The sequence below is a fragment of the Streptomyces sp. Mut1 genome, from assembly GCF_030719295.1.
GTDB classification, from domain to species: domain Bacteria; phylum Actinomycetota; class Actinomycetes; order Streptomycetales; family Streptomycetaceae; genus Streptomyces; species Streptomyces castrisilvae.
Window position 1 is genome coordinate 3,570,510 of record NZ_CP120997.1, and the last position, 22,878, is coordinate 3,593,387.

Consider the following 22,878-nt stretch of genomic DNA (forward strand, 5'->3'; position numbering starts at 1 on the left):
AGCCCCTCCGGCGATTGAGGAGCGGGGGCCCGGGGGCGGAGCCCCCGAAACGGCCCCACCCCGCCGCTACGCGGCGCCCCGCACCGCCTCCACGCCCCGGATCAACGCGGCGACCCCCGCCTCCACCTTGCTCCGCGCGCACCCCACATTCAGCCGCACGAAGCCGTCCGCCCCATACGTGCTCCCCGGCATCACCGCGACTCGCTCCCGCTCGATCAGCACCCGCTGGAGCGCCTCGTCGTCCGTGACGCCCGCGCGCCGCAGGTCGATCCAGGCCAGGTACCCGGCCTGCGGCGGCTCCCATTCCAGGGCCGGGAACGCGCCGTTCAGCCGCTCGGCGACGAGGGCCAGGTTCTCCGCGACGTACGCGCGTACCGCGTCCAGCCACGGCCCGCCCTCCCGGTACGCGGCGATGTGCGCGGTCAGCGAGAGCACCGCCGGGGACGCCAGGCCCTCGGCCGTCTCCATCCGGCGCAGGAACTCCGTCCGGTCCCCGGTCCGTCCGATGAGGCCGTACGAACCGGTCAGCGCCGGGAAGTTGAACGACTTCGAGGCGGACGTGACGACCGCCCAGCGCGCGTCACCGCCCACCCGGGTCCACGGCACGTGCGGCCGCCCGTCGTGCACGAAGTCCGCGTGGATCTCGTCGCTGATCACGGCCACCCCGTGCCGTGCGGCGAGCGCGGCCATCTCCGCGAGTTCCGCCTCCGTCCACACCCGCCCGGACGGGTTGTGCGGCGAGCACACCACGAGGACCGTGCTGTCCGGCCGCGCGAGCTCACGCTCCAGCGCGTCCGTGTCCCCCAGCGGCACGCCCCGCAGCTCCCGCCCGAGCCCGGTGACCGCCTTGCGGAAGCCGTCGTACGTGGGGGTGTGCAGGACCACCCCGTCGCCCTCGGCCGTCCACATCTGGAGCAGCTGGGAGAACTGGCTGAGCACGGACGGCCCGTACACCAGCCGGTCCGTGTCGATCGTGGTGCCGTACCGGGTCGCGTACCAGTGGGCGACGGCGGACCGGAAGTCGCCCTGCCGCCAGTCCGTGTAGCCGAAGACGCCGTGGTCGAGCCGGGCCCGCAGGGCGGCCAGGACCTCGGGGGCCGTCGCGAAGTCCATGTCGGAGATGGTGAACGGCAGCAGGCCGTCCACCCCGAACCGGTCCGCGACTCCGTCCCACTGGACGCACCAGGTTCCGCGGCGGTCGATGACGGTGTCGAAGTCGTAGGACGTGCTCACAGCTGTTCCCTCGGATCGTGCGTGCCGGACACGGACATGCCGTGGGCCCGGCAACCCCGAGGGGTCGCCGGGCCCACGCCGTACATCCGTACCGAATTACTTCAGCTTGGTGCCGGTGGACCGCAGGCTGGCGCAGGCCTCCGTGACACGCTTGGCCATGCCGCCCTCGGCGGACTTGCCCCAGCTGCGCGGGTCGTAGACCTTCTTGTTGCCGACCTCGCCGTCGACCTTCAGCACACCGTCGTAGTTGCGGAACATGTGGTCCACGATCGGGCGCGTGAAGGCGTACTGGGTGTCGGTGTCGAGGTTCATCTTCACGACGCCGTTCTCCAGCGCGGTGGCGATCTCCTCGGCGGTGGAGCCGGAGCCGCCGTGGAAGACGAAGTCGAACGGGGAGGTCTTGCCGTACTTGGCGCCGACACCCTCCTGGAGGTCCTTGAGCAGCTCCGGACGCAGGACGACGTTGCCCGGCTTGTAGACGCCGTGCACATTGCCGAAGGAGGCGGCCAGCAGGTAGCGGCCCTTCTCACCCAGGCCGAGCGCCTCGGCGGTACGCAGCGCGTCGTCGACGGTCGTGTAGAGCTCGTCGTTGATCTCGTGGGTGACGCCGTCCTCCTCGCCACCGGTCGGGGTGATCTCGACCTCAAGGATGATCTTGGCGGCGGCGGCCTTGGCCAGCAGCTCCTGGCCGAGGGCCAGGTTGTCGGCCAGCGTCTCGGCCGAGCCGTCCCACATGTGCGACTGGAACAGCGGGTTCAGCCCCTTGGCGACGCGCTCGGCGGAGATGTCGAGCAGCGGGCGGACGTAGCCGTCCAGCTTGTCCTTGGGGCAGTGGTCGGTGTGCAGCGCGACGGTGATGTCGTACTTGGCGGCGACGATGTGCGCGAACTCGGCCAGCGCGACCGCGCCCGTGACCATGTCCTTGTTGTACTGGCCGCCCAGGAACTCAGCGCCGCCGGTCGAGATCTGAACGATGCCGTCGCTCTCGGCCTCCGCGAAGCCGCGCAGCGCAGCGTGCAGGGTCTGGGTCGAGGTCACGTTGATGGCCGGGTAGGCGAACTTGCCTGCCTTCGCCCGGTCGAGCATCTCGGCGTAGACCTCGGGGGTTGCGATGGGCATCTGTCCGCTCCTTGGGATGTGCGGGTGTGCGTTGCTTGGTCCCTGACCTGGGGGCGACGTCATCGTCGCCCCCATCTTCCCAGACTCCTGTCCCGGCTCCACCCGGCGGAGTCCCCCAGCGTTCGCGACCCCGGTTCACAGGGGTACGACAAAGGCGGCCTGTTTCACGTGAAACAGGCCGCCCTCGCAGAAAGCCGCAGGTCACCCCAGGTCGAGATCCGGGACCGTGTACACGTGGACGTACGGGAGGCCAGCCTCGGCGATGGCCGGGGCCGCACCGCGCTCCACGATCACGGCGACGGCGACCACCTCGCCGCCCGCCTCGCGCACGGCCTCGACGGCGGTCAGCGGCGAGCCGCCGGTCGTCGAGGTGTCCTCCACGACGAGGCAGCGCCGGCCCTTGACGTCCGCGCCCTCGATCCGGCGCTGCATCCCATGGGCCTTCTGGGCCTTGCGGACGACGAAGGCGTCCAGCTCCTGGCCCCGGGCCGCGGAGGCGTGCAGCATCGACGTGGCGACCGGGTCGGCGCCCAGCGTCAGACCGCCCACGCAGTCGTAGTCCAGCTCCGCCGTCGCGTCGAGCATGACCTGACCGACCATGGGAGCGGCCTTGCCGTCCAGCGTGATGCGGCGCAGATCGATGTACCAGTCGGCCTCCAGGCCGGAGGAGAGCGTCACCTTGCCGTGAACCACGGCCTTGTCCTTGATCTGCTGGAGCAGCTCAGCGCGTACGTCAGTCATGGCTACGAGGATAAGGCGCCCGATTCCCGCTGGTGCCCGCGCCGGAGCGGGTACCCACGCCGGAACCGGTGGCCGCGCCGTAACCGGTGCCAACGCCGGAGCCGACGGCGAGCGGGCGGAGGTGCCCTCGGTTCAGAGCCGGCGCCAGCTCCACGTGGTCGCGATCTCCAGCGGCTCGATCGGGGTGACGTAGCGCGGGGCGGTGTTCAGCCCGTTCGGCGGGCCGGACTGCGGCTCCACGCAGACCGCCTCGTCCTGCTCGTCGTAGATCACGACCCACTCGGACCGGCTCTTCACGGTCAGCTCCAGCCGCTCGGGCCAGGTGAGGGTGACATCGACGCCGTCCGGCATCCCGAAGCAGTCGTCCCACGGCCCGGCCGACGGCGGAACCCGGCGCCCGGTCGGCAGGTGGTTCTCGCCGCGCTCCTCCTGCCAGGCGGCGTCGAAGTCGATCCGGACCTCCTCGCCGCTGTCGAGGCGGCGGCGGAACCACGGGTGCCAGCCCGCCTGCGCCGGGAAGGAGTCCCCGTACGTCTCGATGCCGAAGGCCAACGTGAGGGAGTCCTCGGCCAGTTCGAAGGTCTGGGTCACCCGGCCCGGGTACGGCCAGGGGTCGGCCAGGTCGTAGTAGAACGACGCCTGTGTCCCGCTCTCCAGCGCGGTCTTCCACGCCGTGTCGCGGCCGGTGCCGTGGATGGCGTGCGGCGGGGCGGTCAGCGGCAGTTGGTGCAGGACGCCGCCGTCGCGGAACTGCCCGTTCTCGGTGCGCCCGCACCACGGCACCATCGGGAAGCAGCCGTACCGCTCCCCCTGCCGCAGCAGTTCGGTGCCGCCGATCCGCAGGCTGCTGATACGGCAGCCGTTGGCGGGGTTCACGGTCAACTCTGTGTCGCCGACGGAGAGCCGGACGTCCTTCTCGCTGCTGCTCACGGGACGAGCCTACTGTCGCCGCTACCTCCGGCGCCGCAGCGCCCGGCTCACGACCACCGCCGATGCGAGGGCGAGCGCGGCGGCCGGGGCGACCCAGCGCAGCGTGGCACCCGCGCCGCCCGCCTCCGGCGAGGGCACCGGGGCGTACCGGCCACGCGGCGGGGCGTGGTCGACCTCCTCCGCGCTGCGCCCGATCATGGTGCGCCGGGCGTGCGCGGCCTCGGCCGGCGGCCCGTCCGGAACGGTGAACTCGATCCCGGCGACCGGGTCGAGCGACGACGGCGGAATCGGGGCGTCGAACACGGACTCCCGGTCCCCCGCCTGCTCCTCGCCCGGCTCCTCCGGCTGTTCCCCGCCCTGCTTCCCCGGCTCTGTGCCCGGGGCCTCGTCGGCGGCGGCCTCGTGCGTGGGCAGCACCTCGTCGGCGCCGCCCATCGGCCCCGACCCGGTGAGCGGGGATCCGGCCGAGGGCTCGGGGCCGGTCTGGTCCGCCTCCTCGGCGGCCTCCTCAAGCGCCTGCTCCACCGCTTCCCCGACGGCCAGTTCGTCCGCGGTGACGGCGGCCGCCCCCGGGTCGTCCACCTCGCCGCCGGCCCCCTCGCCGCCGGCCCCCTCGCCCGGCTCTCCGCCGGAGTCCTCCCCGTGCGCGGCCAGCGACTCCGTCACCAGCTGCTGCGCGAACCGGTCCAGCAGCCGGTGGACCGCCGACAGCGCGGCCGCCGGGTCCAGGTCGCGCAGGCGCCCGTCCCCGCTCACCGTGCCGTCGAAGGCGATCGACGTGCCCTCGTCGCCCTCCGTCAGCCGGAGGGTCAGCGCGAGCTGCGCCGAACCGTCGCCGCGGGCCTCCGCGCCCTCGCCCTCCACCAGGACGGCGTACACGGAGTCCACGTCCGGGTCGCCCGGCAACGGGGTGAGGCGCAGGGTGCCCCGGTAGGTGATGGTGTGGCCGCCCGCGCGGATTCTGAGCCGGCCGGCCAGGGGGCCCGTCGACGCGTCGGCGTCCTGCTGAAGCCCGGGGACGCAGCGGGCGACCCGGACGGGATCGCCCAGCGTCCGCCGCAGGGCCGGGACCGGAACCGGAACGAACACCTCATGCTCCATGGAAACCGAGCCTACTCAGCCCCGGCCGTCACGTCAGCGCTTCCGCACCCCGCGACTGCCCGGCACCGCCCGCCGGACCGCCTCACCGCTCCTCCCAGTAGCGGGGGTGCACCAGCGTCGACGGCTTCAGCCCGGACAGCCGCCCGGCCTCCGCCCTGCGCCCCGCGTCCCGCAGCCCCGGCAGGGTCAGGGAGCGCAGCGCGGGCGCCCGCGGGTCCAGGCCGAGCACGGGCCGCGCGCCCGCCGAGGCCAGCAGGAACCCCCAGCCGTGGTCCCCGTCCGTGTCGGCCGAGGCCCGGTCGGGGCCCACCACGAAGCCCGAGCAGCGCCCGCTGACCCGGTAGGGGCGCGGACGCAGCCCGGCCGCCCGCATCGACGCGTCGACCGTCCAGTACGTACGCGGCCGGCCGACGGGCGGGCCGCCGTGCACCACCACGCGGCCGCCCGGTGCGAGGGCCTCGGTGACCAGGCCGTAGAACTCCGCCGAGTAGAGCTTGGTGCTCGCCGAGATCCCGGGGTCCGGCAGATCGGAGATCACCACGTCGTAGCGCCCGTGGGCCGTGCGCAGCCAGGTGAACGCGTCGCCGGTCACCGCCGTCACCCGGGGGTCGTCCAGCGCGTGCCCGTTCAGCGCGGCGAGGGCGTGGTCCGTACGGGCCAGTCGGGTGACGGTGGGGTCCAGCTCCACCAGCGTCACGTCCCGCACGCCCGGGTAGCGCAGCACCTCCCGTGCCGCCAGCCCGTCGCCGCCGCCCAGGATCAGCACCCTGGCGTGCGGCCCGTTCATCGCCGGGTGCACCAGCGCCTCGTGGTAGCGGTACTCGTCGCGCGCGCTGACCCGCAGCCGCCCGTCCAGATAGAGGTCCAGGGAACTGCGGCCCGCACCGGTCAGCACGACCTCCTGCACGTCCGTCCGCACGGCGACCCGCACCTGGTCCCCGTACACCGCGCGCCGCGCCGCCCGCTCGAAGTCGTCGGCCAGCAGCGCGGCCGTGGCCAGCACGGCGATCACCGTCACATTGGCGGCGATCAGCAGCCACCTGGACCGGGGCGGCACATCCCGCCGGAACACCCACAGCACCAGCGCCCCGCCCGCCGCCGCGTTCACCGCACCGGTCAGCAGCGCGCCGGTCAGCTGTCCGAGCACCGGCAGCAGCAGGAACGGGAACGCGAGACCGCCGACGAGCGCCCCCACGTAGTCCGCGGCGAAGAGATCGGCGACGGCCCCGCCCGCGTCCTGCCGGTCCACCCGCTGGATCAGCGTCATCAGCAGGGGGATCTCGGCACCGATCAGGATGCCGATCGTCAGCGAGAACCCGACCAGCGCGTACCTCGACTCCCCGAACCAGGCGAACGACGCGTACAGCACCAGCGCGGAGAAGCCCCCGACCAGGGCGAGCGCCGCCTCGATCAGCCCGAAGCCCACCGCGGCCCGGTTGCGTAAACGTTTCGCGAGCAGCGAGCCGATGCCCATCGCGAACACCATCACGGACAGCACGACGGACGCCTGGGTGACCGAATCACCGATCAGGTAGGAGGCGAGCGCGACCAGTTCGAGCTCGTACACCAGTCCACAGGCTGCACAGACGAAGACGGCGGCCAGCACGAGATACCGACCGGTCCTCGGCCGGACGGGAAGCCGCGCCGCGCCCCCTCGCAGCGACATATGCTGGTCGATCATGCCGCGAACGCTACGTCACTGACTCGTCGCCGCTTGTCACCCACAAGGGTGCAACCGGCGCACCCGCGGCGCAGTCGGCGTCCGTCACAGCGCCGCCGCCGGCATCCGCACGCCCACCCGGGTCCGCGTCACCACGAGCTGCCCCTCCTGCGGGTACGCGTGCCAGGTGCGCCACCGCACCTGCCCCTCGGTGCGCTGGGCGAGCATGGCGGTGAAGGCGTGCGGGCTGCCCGGGAACGTACCGGCCAGGCCATGGGGATGATCGGCGACGAGCGCCAGCAACTCCTGGGCGCGACCGGCGAAGGAACCCGCGCCGAGTGTCTCGACGCGGGCCGCGAACTCGTACTCCCAGTCGCCGATCCGTTTGGCGACGCCCAGGGGCAGCGGGGTACTGCTGCCGGGCATGCAGGCGACGGTTTCGGAACAGCTGCCGCGCTCCTCCTCCAGGAGCACCTGGTGGGACGCCCCGAGCAGCCTCAACTGCATCGTGGCGCCCGCGAGTTCGAGGTCGAGGACGGCCAGCGCCGGGAGCGGTTCGCGCCCCAGCGCCCAGGCGAGATCGGCGGCACGGGTATCGGAATAGGCCGTATGAAGGGTCGTGAGCATGGGTCGGCTCCGCAAACACGCATGGACACATGGACAGGGGACGCCCCCGCGCCGTGCGCGTGGGAGGTAGGAAGCGCCCGATCAGGTCCAACTGGGGTCCGAGGGCTGAATGTTCTCTCCACCGAGGGAATCACGAACTACGCCGCACTCACAGCGTTTTTGCCCAACTTGCCGGGGTTTCCATCCCCCCCGGGGGCCTTCCGCTCATCTGTTCACCGCAGACCCGCCTTCGGGCCCAACAAAAAGGAACCCAGCGGGACTTGGCGTGTGTCACACCCGTCCCGCCGGGCACCTCGCGGACCAGCTGCCCCGTGTCAGCTGCCTCCGCCGCAGCCGCCTCCGCCACCGCAGGAGGAGCCGCCGCCACAGGAGGAGCCCCCGCCGCAGGAATGACCGCCGGAATGACCGCCCGAGTGACCGCCCGAGTGACCGCCGCTGCCGCAGGACGAGCCCCCGTCGCCGCCCCCGGCCCACCAACTGCCCCCGCCCGCGCCACCGCCCACGGCCCCGCGCCGCCTGCCACGCGTCGGCGCACGCCCCTTGCTGCCGACCCCCGCCAGCCTCGCCACGAGGACGACGACCGCCACGCCCAGAATCAGCCAGCCCAGCACACCACTCATGACCTCACGTCCTTCCGCCCCCCGAAGCGAGGCCCCCGCTTCGCGCCGATTCCGGCGTGGAAGGCAAATGCCCGCACCCCGACAGGCCCAAAGCAGACTTGAGCAACTCCAGAGCTTGCGCGCAGGATGACGGTCATGACACAGGGACGACCGCTGCTCAACCGCCGCCTCGCCGAGTTCGGCACGACGATCTTCGCGGAGATGTCCGCGCTGGCCGTGCGCACCGGAGCCATCAACCTCGGCCAGGGCTTCCCGGACACCGACGGCCCCGAGGAGGTCCGCGAGGCCGCGGTCCGTGCCCTGCGCGCCGGGCACGGGAACCAGTACCCGCCGGGCCCCGGCATCCCCGAGCTGCGCACCGCGATCGCCGCCCATCAGCAGCACCGCTACGGCCTGGCGTACGACCCCGACACCGAGGTCCTGGTCACCGCGGGCGCCACCGAGGCCATCGCCGCCTCGCTCCTGGCGCTCCTGGAGCCCGGTGACGAGGTCGTCGCGCTGGAGCCGTACTACGACTCGTACGCCGCCTGCATCGCCATGGCGGGCGCCACCCGCGTTCCCGTCACCCTGCGTCCCGACACCTCCGCGGGCACCTACCGGCTGGATCTCGACGAACTGCGCGCGGCCGTCACCCCGCGCACCCGGCTGCTGCTGATCAACACCCCGCACAACCCCACCGGCACCGTCCTGATCCGCGAGGAACTGGCCGCCGTCGCCGCGCTGGCGTGCGAGCGCGATCTGCTGGTCGTCACCGACGAGGTCTACGAGCACCTGGTGTTCGAGGGCGAGCACCTGCCGCTGGCCGGCTTCCCCGGCATGCGCGAGCGCACGGTCACCATCAGCTCGGCCGGCAAGACGTTCTCGTACACCGGCTGGAAGATCGGCTGGATCACCGGGAGCCCGGAGCTGGTGACGGCGGTCCGCTCGGCGAAGCAGTTCCTGACGTACGTCTCCGGCGGGCCCCTCCAGTACGCCGTCGCCGAGGCGCTGCGGCTGCCCGACCGCTTCTACGCGGAGCTGCGCGCGGATCTGCTGGCCAAGCGGGACCTGCTGTGCGCCGGGCTCGCGGAGGCCGGGTTCGCGGTCTACCGGCCGGCCGGCACGTACTTCGTCACCACCGACATCCGGCCGCTCGACGCCTCCGGCGACGGGATCGCGTTCTGCCGGGCGCTGCCCGAGCGGTGCGGGGTGGTGGCCGTCCCCAACGCCGTCTTCTACGACCACCGGGACCAGGGCGCCCCCTTCGTCCGGTTCGCCTTCTGCAAGCGGACCGAGGTGCTCCAGGAGGCCGTCACCCGGCTCAGGAAGCTCTGACACACGACGGAGCCCGGCGCGGGACTCCCCGCGCCGGGCTCGTCGTGTGTGCGGTCGCTCAGGCTTCCGGAGCGGACTCCGTGCCCTCCGCGCCGTCGGCGGCCTTCTGCTCGGCCGGGGCCAGGCCCAGGCGCTCCAGCAGCCACTTGTCGAACTCGATGGAGGCGCGCACCCAGCTGACCGTCGAGGAGACGAAGTGCTCCAGGGAGACGCCGGTGCCGATGAGCATCTGCGCCTCACCGATCAGGCGGACCGAGGCACCGGTCTCCTCCGAGCCCTCCTCGGGCTCGTGGGTGTGCGTGTAGACCTTGGGCCACAGGGTGCGGCGGTTCCAGTCGTCGATCGCGTCGAGGAGGACCGGGCGCTGGTCCGTGTCGTGCGGGCGGTCGTAGAACGTGCGGACCGAGAAGACCTGCTGCTCGCCCTCGCCGCGGAACATGAAGTACGTGCGGAATTCCTCCCACGGCGCGGCGAGGTCACCCTCGTCGTCCACGACGTACTTCAGCTCCATCTGGTCCAGCAGCTGCTTGACGAGGTCCTGGTCAGGGACGACGGGGCCCTCCGGTCCTGCCGCCTGCGGTTCGGGCTGGCCCCCGAAGTTAGGAATCGAGGACGGATCGATGCTCACCGTAATTTCCCTTCGTGCGGTTGGCTGCCATCCTCTCCCATCCCGGGCGGGGCATGGCAAGCCCGCGAGGCCCCGATCCGCCACAAGCTGATATCCGGACGGTGGGGAAAGGGGCCTCGGGCACTCCGGTTACGCCGTGCGGGTTCCGGTTACGGGCGCGGGCGGGTTCCGGTGACGGGCATGTGCGCTCCGCTCACGCCGTCGAGCCGACGATCAGACCGTCCTCGAACCGGTCCACGCGGACCGTGTCGCCGTCCTTGACCTCGCCCGCCAGGATCTCCTTGGCCAGCCGGTCGCCGATCGCCGTCTGGATGAGGCGGCGCAGCGGCCGGGCGCCGTACGCCGGGTCGTTGCCCTCCTCGGCCAGCCAGGCCAGGGCCTCCGGGGTGACCTCCAGGGTGAGCCTGCGGTCGGCGAGGCGCGCCGCGAGCCGGTCGATCTGGAGTCCCGCGATGTGCGTCAGCTCGTCGCCGGACAGGGCCGAGAAGACCACCAGGTCGTCCAGCCGGTTGAGGAACTCCGGCTTGAAGGAGGCCCGGACGATCTCCAGGACCTGCCGCTTCTTCTCCTCCGGTTTGGTCAGCGGGTCGGTGAGGAACTGGCTGCCGAGGTTGGACGTCAGGATCAGGATGGTGTTGCGGAAGTCCACCGTCCGGCCCTGCCCGTCGGTGAGCCGGCCGTCGTCCAGGACCTGGAGCAGGATGTCGAAGACCTCGGGGTGGGCCTTCTCGACCTCGTCCAGCAGGACGACGCTGTACGGGCGGCGGCGGACCGCCTCGGTGAGCTGGCCGCCCTCCTCGTAGCCGACGTATCCGGGCGGGGCGCCGACCAGGCGGGCGACGCTGTGCTTCTCGCTGTACTCGCTCATGTCGATGCGGACCATGGCCCGCTCGTCGTCGAAGAGGAAGTCCGCGAGGGCCTTCGCCAGCTCGGTCTTGCCGACACCGGTCGGCCCGAGGAAAAGGAACGAGCCGGTGGGGCGGTCCGGGTCGGCGATGCCGGCGCGCGTACGGCGTACCGCGTCCGACACGGCCCGCACGGCCTCGGTCTGCCCGATGAGGCGCTTGCCCAGCTCCGCCTCCATGCGCAGCAGCTTCTGCGTCTCGCCCTCCAGCAGGCGGCCGGCCGGGATGCCGGTCCAGGCACCCACCACATCGGCGATGTCGTCCGGGCCGACCTCCTCCTTGACCAGGGTCTCCTTGGGCTCCTTCGCCGCTTCCTCCTCGGCCTCGGCGGCCTCGGCCAGCTCGCGTTCCAGCCCGGGGATCTCGCCGTACAGAAGCTTGGAGGCGGTGTCGAAGTCGCCGTCGCGCTGGGCGCGTTCGGCCTGGCCGCGCAGGTCGTCCAGGCGTTCCTTCAGCTCACCGAGCCGGTTGAGGCCCTGCTTCTCCTTCTCCCAGCGGGCGTTGAGGCCGCGCAGCTCCTCCTCCTTGTCGGCGAGGTCGCGGCGCAGCTTCTCCAGACGCTGCTTGGAGGCGGCGTCGCTCTCGTTCCTGAGGGCCAGCTCCTCCATGTGCAACCGGTCGACGGAGCGCTGGAGTTCGTCGATCTCGACGGGCGAGGAGTCGATCTCCATGCGCAGCCGGGAGGCCGCCTCGTCGACGAGGTCGATGGCCTTGTCGGGCAGGAAGCGGGAGGTGATGTAGCGGTCGGACAGGGTCGCGGCGGCGACCAGCGAGGCGTCCGCGATCTGCACCTTGTGGTGGGCCTCGTACCGTCCCTTGAGTCCGCGCAGGATCGCGATGGTGTCCTCGACGGACGGCTCCGCCACCAGCACCTGCTGGAAGCGGCGCTCCAGGGCCGGGTCCTTCTCGATCCGCTCGCGGTACTCGTCCAGGGTGGTGGCGCCGACCATCCGCAGCTCGCCGCGGGCCAGCATCGGCTTGAGCATGTTGCCCGCGTCCATGGCGGAATCGCCGCCGGCGCCCGCGCCCACGACGGTGTGCAGCTCGTCGATGAACGTGATGATCTGGCCGTCGCTCTCCTTGATCTCGGACAGGACGGTCTTCAGGCGCTCCTCGAACTCGCCGCGGTACTTCGCGCCCGCGACCATGGCGCCCAGGTCCAGCGAGACGAGCCGCTTGTTCTTCAGGGACTCGGGCACGTCGCCCTTGACGATGCGCTGGGCGAGCCCTTCGACCACGGCGGTCTTGCCGACTCCGGGCTCGCCGATGAGCACCGGGTTGTTCTTGGTGCGCCGCGAGAGCACCTGGACGACGCGGCGGATCTCCTGGTCGCGCCCGATGACCGGGTCGAGCTTGCCCTCGCGGGCCGCCGCGGTGAAGTCCGTGCCGAATTTCTCCAGGGCCTTGTACTGGCCCTCCGGGTCGGGAGTGGTCACCCGTCGCCCTCCCCTGCTCTTCTCGAACGCGTCCAGCAGCTTCTTCGCGCCGGCCCCCTGTCCGTCGAGGATCTCACCGGCGCGGCCGCCCTTCGCGGCGATCCCGATCAGCAGGTGCTCGGTGGAGATGTAGTCGTCGCCCAGCTCCTTGGCGCGCTGCGCGGCGTCCGCGATGACGGCCAGCGTCTCCCGGTTGGGCTGGGGCGGTGCGACGGTCGACCCGGTCACGCTGGGCTGCGCGCCGAGGAGCCGTTCGGTCTCGGTGCGCACGGCGATCTGGTCCGCGTCGACGGCGGCCAGCAGATCGATGAGGTTCTCGTTTGCTTGTCGGCCGTCACCCGAGAGCAGCGCGAGCAGCAGATGCCCCGGGGTCAGATCGGGGTGGCCGTCCTTCACGGCCCTGGTGGTGGCCGCGTTGATGGCGTCCCGGCTCCTGTTGGTCAGCTCGGCGTCCACGTGCGCTGTCTCCTCCTCGCGATGACGGGGTCCGTTGTCACGTCTGGTCTGCCACGGTCAACGTGTACAAAGTTGAGTCTATTCCACTCAAGGCTGCTCGCGCACAGAGTTGAGCCCGTTCCACTCAAGGCGAAACCCCGGCCCCGCCCCTCCTCCGAGTGAAACCGCCGCCCCGGGGACCCGCCACCGCAGCGCCCCGCGCCCCGCCTACGCTGTGGCCCATGGCAGTCGACGTACACCATCCCGGCCCCGAGTACCTCGCGTTCTGGCGTGAGAACCACGTGTGCACGCTCACCACGGTCCGCCCCGACGGCACCCCGCACGTGGTGCCGGTGTGCGTGACCTACGACCCCGAGGCCGGCCTCGCCCGCGTCATCACCAACCAGCACAGCCGCAAGGTCGCCAACATCCTGGCCGCCGGCCCGGACGGCGCCCGCGTCGCGGCGTGCCAGGTGCACCGCCGCCGCTGGGCGACTCTGGAGGGCGTGGCCCGGATCAGCACCGACCCGGAGCGGGTCGCGGAGGCGGTACGCCGTCACACCGAACGCTACGACCGGGTGCCCTCGCCCAACCCCGACCGGGTCGTCATCGAGATCACCCTCGACCGGGCGCTCGGCCGCGGCTGAGCGCGTCCGGACACAGCACAACGGCGCCACCGTGTTCAGGTCACGGTGGCGCCGCTGTGTGGGGGAGTGACTGAGCGACGTGGAACGACGGGGGATCGCTCAGGCACTGCGGGGGGTGGCGGAAATGGCTTCGGGTTCGAACAGCTGGTGGTCACGCTGTGCGAGGTTCACAAAAATCATGTCGTACCGGATGGCGCAGCGCACCGGCTGCGGCGCACCCCGCGGCTTGCGCAGGCATCGGTAGGCCCGGACCTCGCCGTCGTCCTCCCGGGCGACGACGACCGGGTCGCCGAACAGAGTGACCATCAACGAGTCACCACGGCGGGGCAGCGCCGTGACGAGATCGATGAAATGCCACCCTGACCGGTAGGCGGTCGCCATCTCGCGCCGGAAGGTCCGGTCGTCCGGTGGGGTGGTCATGCGACTGCGGTGGAACCGGCCGGCGCAGTGGTCCAGCCGATGTCCGAACCGGTGGGCGAAACGGTCCAGCCGATGTCCGACCCGGCAGGCGAAACGGTCCAGCCGATGTCCGACCCGGCAGGCGAAGCGGTCCACCCGATGTCCGACTTGGCGGGCGGCGCGGTCCAGCCGATGTCCCCGGCAGCGACAGCCCCATCGCCGCCCTGCCCAAAGCCGCTGCCGCCCAACAGCCCTATACCCAGGGCCGCAACGAACGAGGCGGCAAGCGCCGAGCGAAGCATTCGCTTATACATAGTCGGCTTCGTCCTCACTTGTGGATTCTTCTCCCCCGCACCAAAGACGATGTCTTACAGGGGCACGCAAGCACCACTGAGGAGATGCATCATGTTCCTGTATGTTCAGGAACCTGGGGGGTGAAGATATGGCCACAAAAAGCACCAATCCGGCACATCCTCATGGGATCACCGAACTTTGCCAGGCCGGGGCGCGTCTTTACGCCAGTGCGTTGCGTCTGGGGCGTATAGCGCGGGCCGACATCGAAGCGGCACCCTGCCTCATAGATTTCGCCCTCCTGCACCCCGATCCGGACGACGCGGCATGGCTCCGACCAGTCCCCCCTTCGGTTGCCCTGGCTCAGCACCTCCATCCGCTGGAGCGGGAGATCCTGGAACGCCGCAAGCATTCGGTTCAGCTGACCGAATCGTTCGAGCCATTCATGGACATCAGCACACAGGGCCCTCCGGTCACCCACGCGATCACCGTGCTGGAGGGTGTCAACCGCATCAACGCCGCGCTCGACCAGGCCACGGCGGAGTGCCGTACCGAGGTCCTCACCGTCCAGCCGGGCGGCGGCCGCATCGAGGACCGCCTGAGCAAGTCGCTGGACCGCGGCCTCTCCGTCGTCCAGCGAGGCGTCCGGATGCGCACCCTCTACCAGCACACCGTGCGGCACAGTCCCAGCACACTCGCGTACGCGGAACGCATGGCCGACAGCAACGTGGAGATCCGCACACTCGAGGAACTCGTCGAGCGCCTGATCGTGTTCGACCGGACGGTGGCCTTCATCCCCGCCCAGGACGACCGTCAGGTCGCCCTGGAACTGCGCCATCCCGGACTCGTCGAGTACCTGGCCAACGTGTTCGAGCAACTCTGGAACCGGGCCGCTCCGCTGCGCGAGGAGATCAAGTACGAGCCGATCCCACTGGGCATCAGCGGAGTCCAGTACTCCATCGCCCAGCTCCTCATCGAGGGCCATGTGGACGACTCGATCGCCCGCCGCCTCGGTATGAACGTCCGCACCTGCCGGGCGCACGTCGCCAAACTCGCCGCCGCGCTCGGCAGCAACAGCCGAGCCCAGCTCGGCTACTTGATCGCCCGGTCAGGAATCCTGGAACAGGACTCCTGACCGGGCCGGACCCCAAAGATCCCCACCCCCCGGGCCGGCAAGGCACGGCCACCCAACGGGGGAGAAGCGTGGCCACGCCCTGGATCAGCCGGGGAAGTTCCCGGCTCCCCCGGCACGTCCACACTGCCCCGGGGATTACGCTTCCACCACCTTCATCTTGCTGCACTGCCAAAAGTGGGGGGTCACGAATGGGCAAGGACGAGGACATAGCGCACCACCCGCACGGAGACCTCGAACTGTGCGCAGCGGCGGTCAGGATCTACACCGAGGCGCTCAGCGCGGGACGCATACCCCGGACCGCGCTGGAACCCGCTCCCTGCCTCACCGAGTTGGCGCTCGTCCACCCCGACCCGCAGGACAACGACTGGATGCGCCCGGTGCCGCCCGCCGCGGCCCTCGCCCACCTGCTGCAACCCGTCACCCGGGAGATCCACGAGCGCATCAGGCTCTCCGCAGCCCTGGCCGACTCCCTGGCCCCCCTGGCCTCCGTCGCCAGCACCGACCCCAACCTCGCCATCACCGTCCTCGAAGGCATCCCGCTGATCGACGCGGCCATCCAGAACGCCACGGACGGCGCGCGGACGGAGGTCCTGACCCTCCAGCCCAGCGGCAGCCGGCCCGTCGACCAGCTCAAGAAGGCGCTGGGCCGCGCCCAGGCCATGGCCGACCGGGGGGTGACGCTGCGCCACATCTACCAGCACCCGGCCCGCTACAGCCCGGCCATCAAGGCGTACCTGCAAGAGGTGCCGGCCGGCCACATCCAGGTCCGCACCATCGAGCAGACCGTCGAGCGCCTCTTCGTCTTCGACCGCACCGTCGCCTTCATCCCCGCCAGCGCCGACCGCGACGTCGCCCTGGAGATCCGCCACCCCGCGCTCGTCCGCTACCTGATCCAGGTGTACGAAGTGCTCTGGGCCCAGGCCAAACCGCTCTCGGCCCCCCTCCAGCAGGCCACCGCGCCCCACACCTCGGTCACCACCGCCCAGCTGAGCGTCGCCCGCCTCCTCGCCGAGGGGAACACCGACCAGATCGTGGCCCGCAAGCTCGGCATCAGCGTCCGCACCTGCCGCGCCCACATCTCCAAGCTCATGCAGACCCTCGGCGCCACCAGCCGCACCCACCTCGGCGCCCTCCTCGTCCAGTCCGGCATCGTGGAAGGCGCCGGGAAATGACCGGACCGGCGCCGCACCCCCACGGCGAGCGGGAGCTGTGCGAGCCCGGCCTCACCCTCTACGCGGAGGCCCTCACCGCCGGCCGCATCGCCCGCAGCGCCCTCGGACAGGCCCCCTGCCTCGTCGGCCTCGCCCTGCTCCTGCCCGATCCGCGGGACGCCGCGTGGCTGCGCCCCGTACCACCGTCCGCGGCCCTGGCCCGGCTGCTGGACCCCCTCAGCCGGGAGATCGACGCGCGCCTGCGGCTGGCCACCGCGCTGACCCGGTCGCTGATGCCGCTGGCCGCGACGGCCGGTGACGACCCCAGCCGCTCGATCACCGTGCTCGAAGGGCGGGACAGGATCCGCGCGGCGCTCCGCAACGCCTCGCGGTCGGCCCGGGAGGAAGTGCTGACCGCCCAGCCCGGCGGCAACCGCATGGCCGCCAACATGCGGCAGGGCCTGGCGAACGCCGAGTACGTCATCGCGGCGGGAGGACGGCTCAGACACCTCTACCAGCACCCGGCGCGCTACAGCCCCCGGCTCAGGGAGTACCTGACGGAGATCCCCTCCGGCCGCCTCCAGATCCGCACGATGGAGCAGAGCGTCGGCCGCCTCCTCATCTTCGACCGCGAGACCGCCTACATCCCCGCCGACCCCGACAGCAGTACCGCCCTGGAGATCCGCCACCCCGCCCTCGTCCGCTACCTGGCGGACGTCTACGAGACGCTCTGGGCCGGGGCCACACCCTTCACCGAGAGCCTGCCGACCGCGGTCCCCGGAGCCCCGGCCACCGCCGTCCAGCTCAGCATCGCCCGCCTCCTCGTCGAGGGGTACGCGGACCAGGCGGTCGCCGAGAAACTCGGCATCAGCGTCCGCACCTGCCGCGCCCACATCTCCCGGCTGATGCGGACCCTCGGCGCCACCAGCCGCACCCACCTCGGCGCCCTCCTCGTCCGCTCCGATCTCGCGGAGCCCGCCCGGTAATGCCCCCGTCACCCGGACACGGCCACAGCGGCCACGCACTGTGCGACGAGGCCGTCGGCCTCTACACCCAGGCCCTGTCCCACGGCCGCGTCGCCCGCTCCGCCGCCGCCCACGTGCCCTGCCTCACCGACAACGCCCTGCTCGCGCCCGACCCCGGCGACGGCCAGTGGCTGCGCCCCGTACCGCCGTCGGCGGCCCTGGCACAGCTGCTGCACCCCCTGGCCCGGGACATCCTGGAGCAGGTACGGACCGCCGGCCGCCTGGCCCGGACGCTGGGGGCGCTCGACGCGCTCACCGACCGGCCCCCGGACCTCGCCATCAGCGTCATCGCCGGGCAGTCCACCATCCAGGCGGCCATCAGCGCCGCCCTGGAGGAGGCGAACGACGAGATCCTCACCCTCCAGCCCGGCAGCACCCGCTCACCCGAGATGCTCCGGGTGGCGCTGTCCAGCACCCTGCCCACCGTCGAGCGGAACGTCCGGCTGCGCCACATCTACCAGCACTCGGCGCGCTACGGCCCGGGGCTCAAGGCGTATCTGGAACGGCTGCCCGGCGACCTCCTCCAGGTCCGCACGGTGGAGCAGGCGGTCGACCGCCTCATGATCTTCGACCGCAAGGTCGCCTACCTGCCCGCCACCCCCGACCGCAGCGCCGCCCTGGAGATCCGCCACCCCGCGCTCGTCCGCTACCTGGCGCAGCTGTACGACGTCCTCTGGGCCCGCGCCACACCGTTCAGCGAGCCGCTGCCCACCGCGGTGCCCGGCGCACCCGTCACCGCCGTCCAGCAGAGCATCGCGCGCCTGCTCGTCGAGGGAAACCAGGACGAGGCCGTCGCCCGCACCCTCGGCATCAGCGTCCGCACCTGCCGCGCGCACATCGCCAAGCTCATGCGGACCCTCGGGGCCACCAGCCGCACCCACCTCGGCGTCCTCCTCGTCCGTACAGGCGTCGCACAGACCCCGCACATGACGACGCGGCCCGCCATGCCCGGAACACCGGGATGACGGGCCGCGTACGCGCGGGGCCGCTCAGTCCTTCGGCCGCTTGGGCCGCCAGACCACCAGCGCGCTGGTCTGCTGCACATCCTGGTACGGGACCAGGTCGCGCCGGTACGAGGCGTGGACCTGGGCCTCGCGCTGCTGCATCGCCACCGCGGCGCCGTCCACGGCCGCCGAGAGTTCGGCGACGCGCTGCTGAAGGGCCGCGACCTGGTTCTCCAGCTCGATGATGCGCTTGATGCCGGCGAGGTTGATGCCCTCGTCCTGCGACAGCTGCTGCACGGTGCGCAGCAGCTCGATGTCACGGGCCGAGTAGCGCCGGCCGCGTCCGGCCGTACGGTCGGGGGAGACCAGGCCGAGGCGGTCGTACTGGCGCAGCGTCTGCGGATGCAGGCCCGAGAGCTGGGCCGCGATCGAGATCACGTACACCGGGGACTCGTCGGTCAGTTCGTACGGATTACGCCGTCGGCCGTCCACCTCAAGCTCCCTTCGCCGCCTGGAACAGCTCCGCCCGCGGGTCCTGGCCCGCGGTCGCCTTCCGGTAGGCCTCCAGCGCGTCCCTGGCCTCGGTGCCGAGGTCGGTGGGCACGGTCACCTCGACGGTGACCAGGAGGTCGCCCCGGGTGCCGTCCTTACGGACCGCGCCCTTGCCGCGGGCCCGCATCGTACGCCCATTCGGGGTGCCGGCCGGAAGCTTCAGCGTGACGGGCGGCCCGCCGAGCGTGGGGACCTTCACCTCGCCGCCGAGCGCCGCCTCCGTGAAGGTGACGGGCACCGTGACGGTGAGGTTGTCGCCCCTGCGGCCGAAGACCGGGTGGGCGTCGACATGGACCACGACGTACAGGTCGCCGGCCGGGCCGCCGCGCTCGCCCGGCGCGCCCTTGCCGCGCAGCCGGATGCGCTGGCCGTCGGAGACGCCCGCCGGGATCCGCACCTGCATGGTCCGCGAGGAACGCGCCCGGCCGCTGCCCTTGCAGATGTCGCAGGGGTCCTGAGCGATGAGACCGCGGCCCTTGCAGTCCACGCACGGGTCGGTCAGCGAGAAGCCGCCGCCGCTGCCGCGCGAGACCTGTCCGGTGCCGACGCAGGTCGGACACACCCTCGGGGTGCCGTTCTTGTCGCCGGTGCCGGAGCACGCCTTGCAGGGGGCCTGGCTGGACATCCGCAGCGGGACCGTGGCCCCGTCGACCGCCTCGGTGAAGCTGAGCGTCACCTCGGACTCGATGTCCTGGCCGCGCCGCGGCTGCACCCGCGTACCGGTGCCGCCGCCGCGGTTGAACAGGCCGCCGAACACGTCGCCGAGCCCGCCGCCGCCGCCGAATCCGCCGGCGCCGCCCTGGCCCCCGCCGCCCTGGGCGCCTCCGAAGAGGTCCCCCAGGTCGAAGTTGAAGTTGCCCTGGGCGCCGCCGGGCCCGGCGCGGAAGCCGCCGTTGCCGAAGAGGGCGCGCGCGTCGTCGTACTCCTTGCGCTTCTTGGTGTCGCCGAGGACGTCATTCGCCTCGGAGATCTCCTTGAAGCGCTCCTCCGCCTTGTCGTCGCCCTTGTTGGCGTCCGGGTGGAACTCGCGGGCGAGCTTCCGGTACGCCTTCTTGATCTCGGCGTCGGTGGCGTCCTTGGGGACGCCGAGAACCTTGTAGTAGTCCTTCTCGACGAAGTCCTTCGTACTCATCGACGTCCCTCCTTCCGGACGACCGGCCGGGAGCCCCCCGTCCGGCCGGCGCCGGGCCCGAAGGCCCTGGCACCGACCGGACGGAAGGTCCTGATGGCCGGGCGGTGTGCTGCCAGGTGATCGGACGGAATGTCAGACCTCCTCGCCGCCACCGCTCTCCTCGTCGTCTGTCTTCTCTTCCTTCGCCGCCGCGGGAGCCGCGCCCGGCTGGGGCTCGGCCACCGCGACCCGCGCGGGACGGATGGTGCGCTCGCCGATCCGGTACCCGGGCTGCAGGATCGCTACGCAGGTCGTCTCCGTGACGTCCGGCGCGTAGCTGTGCATCAGGGCCTCGTGGATCGTCGGGTCGAAGGGCTCGCCCTCCTTGCCGAACTGCTGCAGGCCGAGCTTCGCGACGACCGTCTCCAGCGATTCGGCCACCGACTTGAACCCGCCCACGAGCTCTCCGTGCTCCCGGGCCCGGCCGACGTCGTCGAGCACGGGCAGGAGCTCGGACAGGAGGTTCGCCGAAGCGATCTCCTTGACCGTGACCCGGTCCCGCTCCACGCGGCGGCGGTAGTTCTGGTACTCGGCCTGGAGCCGCTGGAGGTCGCCGGTGCGCTCGGTGAGCGCACTGCGGGCCTGGTCCAGCTGCGCGGTGAGTGCCGTGATCTGGTTCGCGTCCCCGGCCGGGGCCGCGGCCTCCTCGTCCGAGGGGGCGGCGGCCTTCGGCTCGGCGTCGTCAGGGGTGGCGCCGGAGGGGACGTCGGGCTTCTCCTCGAAGCCCGGAGTCTCCTCGGTCACGCCGCACCGCCCTTGGAGTCCTTCTCGTCGTCGACGATCTCCGCGTCGACCACATCGTCCTGGGCGTCGCCCTGCGCCTGCTCGGCACCCGGCTGCGCGTCACCCTGCGGGCCGCCCTCGGCCTGGGCGTTGGCGTACATCGCCTGGCCCAGCTTCTGGGAGACGGCCGCGACCTTCTCGGTGGCCGTGCGGATCTCGGCGGTGTCCTCGCCCTTGAGCTTCTCCTTCAGCTCGGTGAGCGCGGTCTCCACCTCCGTCTTCACGTCACCGGGGACCTTGTCCTCGTTGTCCTTGAGGAACTTCTCGGTCTGGTAGACGAGCTGCTCGCCCTGGTTGCGCGACTCGGCGGCCTCGCGGCGGGCGTGGTCCTCCTCCGCGTACTTCTCGGCCTCCTCACGCATCCGGTTGACCTCGTCCTTCGGCAGCGAGGAGCCGCCGGTGACGGTCATCTTCTGCTCCTTGCCGGTGCCGAGGTCCTTCGCGGCGACGTGCATGATGCCGTTGGCGTCGATGTCGAACGCGACCTCGATCTGCGGGACGCCGCGCGGCGCCGGCGGCAGACCGGTCAGCTCGAACATCCCGAGCTTCTTGTTGTACGCCGCGATCTCGCGCTCGCCCTGGTAGACCTGGATCTGCACGGACGGCTGGTTGTCCTCGGCCGTCGTGAAGATCTCGGAGCGCTTGGTCGGGATCGTGGTGTTGCGCTCGATGAGCTTCGTCATGATGCCGCCCTTGGTCTCGATACCGAGGGACAGCGGGGTGACGTCGAGGAGCAGGACGTCCTTGACCTCGCCCTTGAGGACACCGGCCTGGAGCGAGGCGCCGATGGCGACGACCTCGTCCGGGTTCACGCTCTTGTTGGCCTCCTGGCCACCGGTCAGCTCCTTGACGAGCTCGGTGACGGCCGGCATACGGGTCGAGCCACCGACGAGAACGACGTGGTCGATCTCGGAGAGCTGGATGCCCGCGTCCTTGATGACGTTGTGGAACGGGGTCTTGCAACGGTCCAGGAGGTCCGCGGTGAGCTGCTGGAACTGCGAGCGCGTGAGCTTCTCGTCCAGGTGCAGCGGGCCCTCGGCCGACGCCGTGATGTACGGCAGGTTGATCGTGGTCTCCGTCGAGGACGACAGCTCGATCTTCGCCTTCTCCGCGGCCTCGCGGAGACGCTGGAGAGCCATCTTGTCCTTGGACAGGTCCACGCCGTGCCCGTTGGCGAACTGCTTCACCAGGTAGTCGACGACGCGCTGATCCCAGTCGTCACCACCGAGCTGGTTGTCACCGTTGGTGGCCTTCACCTCGACGACGCCGTCGCCGATCTCCAGGAGGGACACGTCGAAGGTGCCGCCACCGAGGTCGAAGACGAGGATCGTCTGGTCGTCCTTGTCGAGCCCGTACGCCAGCGCGGCGGCGGTCGGCTCGTTGACGATACGCAGGACGTTCAGGCCCGCGATCTCGCCGGCCTCCTTCGTCGCCTGGCGCTCGGAGTCGTTGAAGTACGCCGGGACGGTGATCACCGCGTCGGTGACCTTCTCGCCCAGGTACGACTCGGCGTCACGCTTGAGCTTCTGCAGGATGAAGGCGCTCATCTGCTGCGGGTTGAAGCTCTTGCCGTCCAGGTCGACCTTCCAGTCAGTGCCCATGTGGCGCTTGACGGAGCGGATGGTCCTGTCGACGTTGGTCACTGCCTGGCGCTTGGCGACCTCGCCGACCAGCACCTCGCCGTTCTTCGCGAAGGCGACGACGGACGGCGTGGTCCTGGCGCCCTCTGCGTTGGTGATGACGGTGGGCTCGCCGCCTTCGAGAACGCTGACGACGGAGTTAGTCGTGCCCAGGTCGATGCCGACCGCACGTGCCATTTCGATTCCTCCAACATGACTACTTGAGTGGATCTGACTCAAGGATGCATGACTCCCGTCCTGGAGTCAACAGACCTGAGTCGAGTGGACTCAACTTACGTGCACACACCCCGCGCCACCGGCGACACCTGCCCGCCCGACGGGCCATACAACCCTCCCCATCATGGCCGCATGGGATCGTTCTGTCACAAAATGCCGCGAGCAGTGCAAAACC

General features: G+C 71.3%; 22 protein-coding genes. 6 read left to right on the forward strand and 16 right to left on the reverse strand.

Annotated elements, in window-relative coordinates; genetic code table 11:
• Positions 1 to 66: 66 nt before the first annotated feature.
• The 8 genes from P8A18_RS15335 to P8A18_RS15370 all read right to left on the reverse strand — a co-directional run bounded on the left by P8A18_RS15335 (position 67) and on the right by P8A18_RS15370 (position 8,031).
• On the reverse strand, positions 67 to 1,233 hold the full coding sequence (locus tag P8A18_RS15335) for a MalY/PatB family protein (protein ID WP_306055120.1): 1,167 nt from the start codon (positions 1,231 to 1,233) through the stop codon (positions 67 to 69).
• A gap of 96 nt (positions 1,234 to 1,329) precedes the next feature.
• Positions 1,330 to 2,352, reverse strand: a complete 1,023-nt coding sequence (fbaA, locus tag P8A18_RS15340; protein ID WP_306055122.1) for a class II fructose-bisphosphate aldolase — start codon at positions 2,350 to 2,352, stop codon at positions 1,330 to 1,332.
• A gap of 201 nt (positions 2,353 to 2,553) precedes the next feature.
• Positions 2,554 to 3,093 carry an orotate phosphoribosyltransferase gene (gene pyrE / locus P8A18_RS15345; RefSeq protein ID WP_018551098.1) on the reverse strand — a complete coding sequence of 180 codons (540 nt, stop codon included), beginning with the start codon at positions 3,091 to 3,093 and terminating at the stop codon, positions 2,554 to 2,556.
• A 132-nt stretch (positions 3,094 to 3,225) separates the two neighbouring features.
• Positions 3,226 to 4,023, reverse strand: coding sequence for an aldose epimerase family protein (locus P8A18_RS15350; RefSeq protein WP_306055124.1), 798 nt, complete (start codon positions 4,021 to 4,023; stop codon positions 3,226 to 3,228).
• Positions 4,024 to 4,044: 21 nt separating this feature from the next.
• Complete coding sequence (locus P8A18_RS15355) at positions 4,045 to 5,112, reverse strand: SRPBCC domain-containing protein (RefSeq protein WP_306060924.1); 1,068 nt, start codon at positions 5,110 to 5,112, stop codon at positions 4,045 to 4,047.
• Positions 5,113 to 5,206: 94 nt separating this feature from the next.
• The gene (locus P8A18_RS15360) at positions 5,207 to 6,805 is read right to left on the reverse strand and encodes a polyamine aminopropyltransferase (protein WP_306055126.1); all 1,599 of its coding nucleotides are present in this window, start codon (positions 6,803 to 6,805) and stop codon (positions 5,207 to 5,209) included.
• Positions 6,806 to 6,889: 84 nt separating this feature from the next.
• Complete coding sequence (locus tag P8A18_RS15365) at positions 6,890 to 7,411, reverse strand: DUF2617 family protein (RefSeq protein ID WP_018522268.1); 522 nt, start codon at positions 7,409 to 7,411, stop codon at positions 6,890 to 6,892.
• 314 nt (positions 7,412 to 7,725) lie between these two features.
• Entirely contained in the window at positions 7,726 to 8,031 is a 306-nt protein-coding gene (locus P8A18_RS15370) for a hypothetical protein (protein ID WP_306055130.1), read from the reverse strand.
• A 135-nt stretch (positions 8,032 to 8,166) separates the two neighbouring features.
• On the opposite strand from P8A18_RS15370, the gene P8A18_RS15375 reads away from it, so the two are divergent.
• The gene (locus P8A18_RS15375) at positions 8,167 to 9,345 is read left to right on the forward strand and encodes a pyridoxal phosphate-dependent aminotransferase (RefSeq protein WP_306055132.1); all 1,179 of its coding nucleotides are present in this window, start codon (positions 8,167 to 8,169) and stop codon (positions 9,343 to 9,345) included.
• 58 nt (positions 9,346 to 9,403) lie between these two features.
• Here P8A18_RS15375 and P8A18_RS15380 read toward each other — a convergent pair whose 3' ends face one another.
• Together P8A18_RS15380 and clpB are read right to left on the reverse strand one after the other, a co-directional pair.
• Entirely contained in the window at positions 9,404 to 9,973 is a 570-nt protein-coding gene (locus tag P8A18_RS15380; protein WP_306055134.1) for a YbjN domain-containing protein, read from the reverse strand.
• 193 nt (positions 9,974 to 10,166) lie between these two features.
• Positions 10,167 to 12,770, reverse strand: a complete 2,604-nt coding sequence (gene clpB / locus P8A18_RS15385) for an ATP-dependent chaperone ClpB (protein ID WP_306055136.1) — start codon at positions 12,768 to 12,770, stop codon at positions 10,167 to 10,169.
• 221 nt (positions 12,771 to 12,991) lie between these two features.
• Here clpB and P8A18_RS15390 point away from each other — a divergent pair, with 221 nt between their 5' ends.
• Positions 12,992 to 13,396, forward strand: a complete 405-nt coding sequence (locus P8A18_RS15390) for a pyridoxamine 5'-phosphate oxidase family protein (RefSeq protein ID WP_306055138.1) — start codon at positions 12,992 to 12,994, stop codon at positions 13,394 to 13,396.
• 99 nt (positions 13,397 to 13,495) lie between these two features.
• On the opposite strand, the gene P8A18_RS15395 is transcribed toward P8A18_RS15390, so the two are convergent.
• Complete coding sequence (locus P8A18_RS15395) at positions 13,496 to 13,816, reverse strand: Rieske (2Fe-2S) protein (protein WP_018551090.1); 321 nt, start codon at positions 13,814 to 13,816, stop codon at positions 13,496 to 13,498.
• A complete protein-coding gene (locus tag P8A18_RS15400; protein WP_306055142.1) occupies positions 13,813 to 14,109 on the reverse strand; it encodes a 5'-nucleotidase in 297 nt (98 codons plus the stop codon). Before P8A18_RS15400 ends, P8A18_RS15395 begins: the two co-directional genes overlap by 4 nt.
• 101 nt (positions 14,110 to 14,210) lie before the next feature.
• Here P8A18_RS15400 and P8A18_RS15405 point away from each other — a divergent pair, with 101 nt between their 5' ends.
• The 4 genes from P8A18_RS15405 to P8A18_RS15420 all read left to right on the forward strand — a co-directional run bounded on the left by P8A18_RS15405 (position 14,211) and on the right by P8A18_RS15420 (position 18,362).
• Positions 14,211 to 15,221 (forward strand): helix-turn-helix transcriptional regulator, encoded by a 1,011-nt coding sequence (locus tag P8A18_RS15405; RefSeq protein WP_306055144.1) that lies wholly within the window; start codon positions 14,211 to 14,213, stop codon positions 15,219 to 15,221.
• A 188-nt stretch (positions 15,222 to 15,409) separates the two neighbouring features.
• Positions 15,410 to 16,393 (forward strand): LuxR C-terminal-related transcriptional regulator, encoded by a 984-nt coding sequence (locus P8A18_RS15410; RefSeq protein ID WP_306055146.1) that lies wholly within the window; start codon positions 15,410 to 15,412, stop codon positions 16,391 to 16,393.
• Entirely contained in the window at positions 16,390 to 17,358 is a 969-nt protein-coding gene (locus P8A18_RS15415; RefSeq protein WP_306055148.1) for a helix-turn-helix domain-containing protein, read from the forward strand. The genes P8A18_RS15410 and P8A18_RS15415 overlap by 4 nt, the downstream gene beginning before the upstream one ends.
• Complete coding sequence (locus tag P8A18_RS15420; protein ID WP_306055150.1) at positions 17,358 to 18,362, forward strand: helix-turn-helix transcriptional regulator; 1,005 nt, start codon at positions 17,358 to 17,360, stop codon at positions 18,360 to 18,362. Before P8A18_RS15415 ends, P8A18_RS15420 begins: the two co-directional genes overlap by 1 nt.
• A gap of 24 nt (positions 18,363 to 18,386) precedes the next feature.
• On the opposite strand, the gene P8A18_RS15425 is transcribed toward P8A18_RS15420, so the two are convergent.
• The 4 genes from P8A18_RS15425 to dnaK form a co-directional block, all read right to left on the reverse strand.
• Positions 18,387 to 18,833, reverse strand: coding sequence for a heat shock protein transcriptional repressor HspR (locus P8A18_RS15425; protein ID WP_093899393.1), 447 nt, complete (start codon positions 18,831 to 18,833; stop codon positions 18,387 to 18,389).
• A 1-nt stretch (position 18,834) separates the two neighbouring features.
• On the reverse strand, positions 18,835 to 20,025 hold the full coding sequence (gene dnaJ / locus P8A18_RS15430) for a molecular chaperone DnaJ (RefSeq protein WP_306055152.1): 1,191 nt from the start codon (positions 20,023 to 20,025) through the stop codon (positions 18,835 to 18,837).
• A gap of 132 nt (positions 20,026 to 20,157) precedes the next feature.
• Positions 20,158 to 20,808, reverse strand: a complete 651-nt coding sequence (gene grpE, locus P8A18_RS15435; protein ID WP_306055154.1) for a nucleotide exchange factor GrpE — start codon at positions 20,806 to 20,808, stop codon at positions 20,158 to 20,160.
• A complete protein-coding gene (gene dnaK, locus P8A18_RS15440; protein ID WP_018551082.1) occupies positions 20,805 to 22,664 on the reverse strand; it encodes a molecular chaperone DnaK in 1,860 nt (619 codons plus the stop codon). Before dnaK ends, grpE begins: the two co-directional genes overlap by 4 nt.
• Positions 22,665 to 22,878 lie beyond the last annotated feature (214 nt).

Coding starts and splice junctions, on each gene's coding strand:
- fbaA (WP_306055122.1), bottom strand. CDS start 2,352: ATGCCCATCGCAACCCCCGAGGTCTACGCCGAGATGCTCGACCGGGCG.
- pyrE (WP_018551098.1), bottom strand. CDS start 3,093: ATGACTGACGTACGCGCTGAGCTGCTCCAGCAGATCAAGGACAAGGCC.
- P8A18_RS15360 (WP_306055126.1), bottom strand. CDS start 6,805: ATGATCGACCAGCATATGTCGCTGCGAGGGGGCGCGGCGCGGCTTCCC.
- P8A18_RS15365 (WP_018522268.1), bottom strand. CDS start 7,411: ATGCTCACGACCCTTCATACGGCCTATTCCGATACCCGTGCCGCCGAT.
- P8A18_RS15370 (WP_306055130.1), bottom strand. CDS start 8,031: ATGAGTGGTGTGCTGGGCTGGCTGATTCTGGGCGTGGCGGTCGTCGTC.
- P8A18_RS15375 (WP_306055132.1), top strand. CDS start 8,167: ATGACACAGGGACGACCGCTGCTCAACCGCCGCCTCGCCGAGTTCGGC.
- P8A18_RS15390 (WP_306055138.1), top strand. CDS start 12,992: ATGGCAGTCGACGTACACCATCCCGGCCCCGAGTACCTCGCGTTCTGG.
- P8A18_RS15395 (WP_018551090.1), bottom strand. CDS start 13,816: ATGACCACCCCACCGGACGACCGGACCTTCCGGCGCGAGATGGCGACC.
- P8A18_RS15400 (WP_306055142.1), bottom strand. CDS start 14,109: ATGTATAAGCGAATGCTTCGCTCGGCGCTTGCCGCCTCGTTCGTTGCG.
- P8A18_RS15405 (WP_306055144.1), top strand. CDS start 14,211: ATGTTCAGGAACCTGGGGGGTGAAGATATGGCCACAAAAAGCACCAAT.
- P8A18_RS15410 (WP_306055146.1), top strand. CDS start 15,410: ATGGGCAAGGACGAGGACATAGCGCACCACCCGCACGGAGACCTCGAA.
- P8A18_RS15415 (WP_306055148.1), top strand. CDS start 16,390: ATGACCGGACCGGCGCCGCACCCCCACGGCGAGCGGGAGCTGTGCGAG.
- P8A18_RS15420 (WP_306055150.1), top strand. CDS start 17,358: ATGCCCCCGTCACCCGGACACGGCCACAGCGGCCACGCACTGTGCGAC.
- dnaJ (WP_306055152.1), bottom strand. CDS start 20,025: ATGAGTACGAAGGACTTCGTCGAGAAGGACTACTACAAGGTTCTCGGC.
- dnaK (WP_018551082.1), bottom strand. CDS start 22,664: ATGGCACGTGCGGTCGGCATCGACCTGGGCACGACTAACTCCGTCGTC.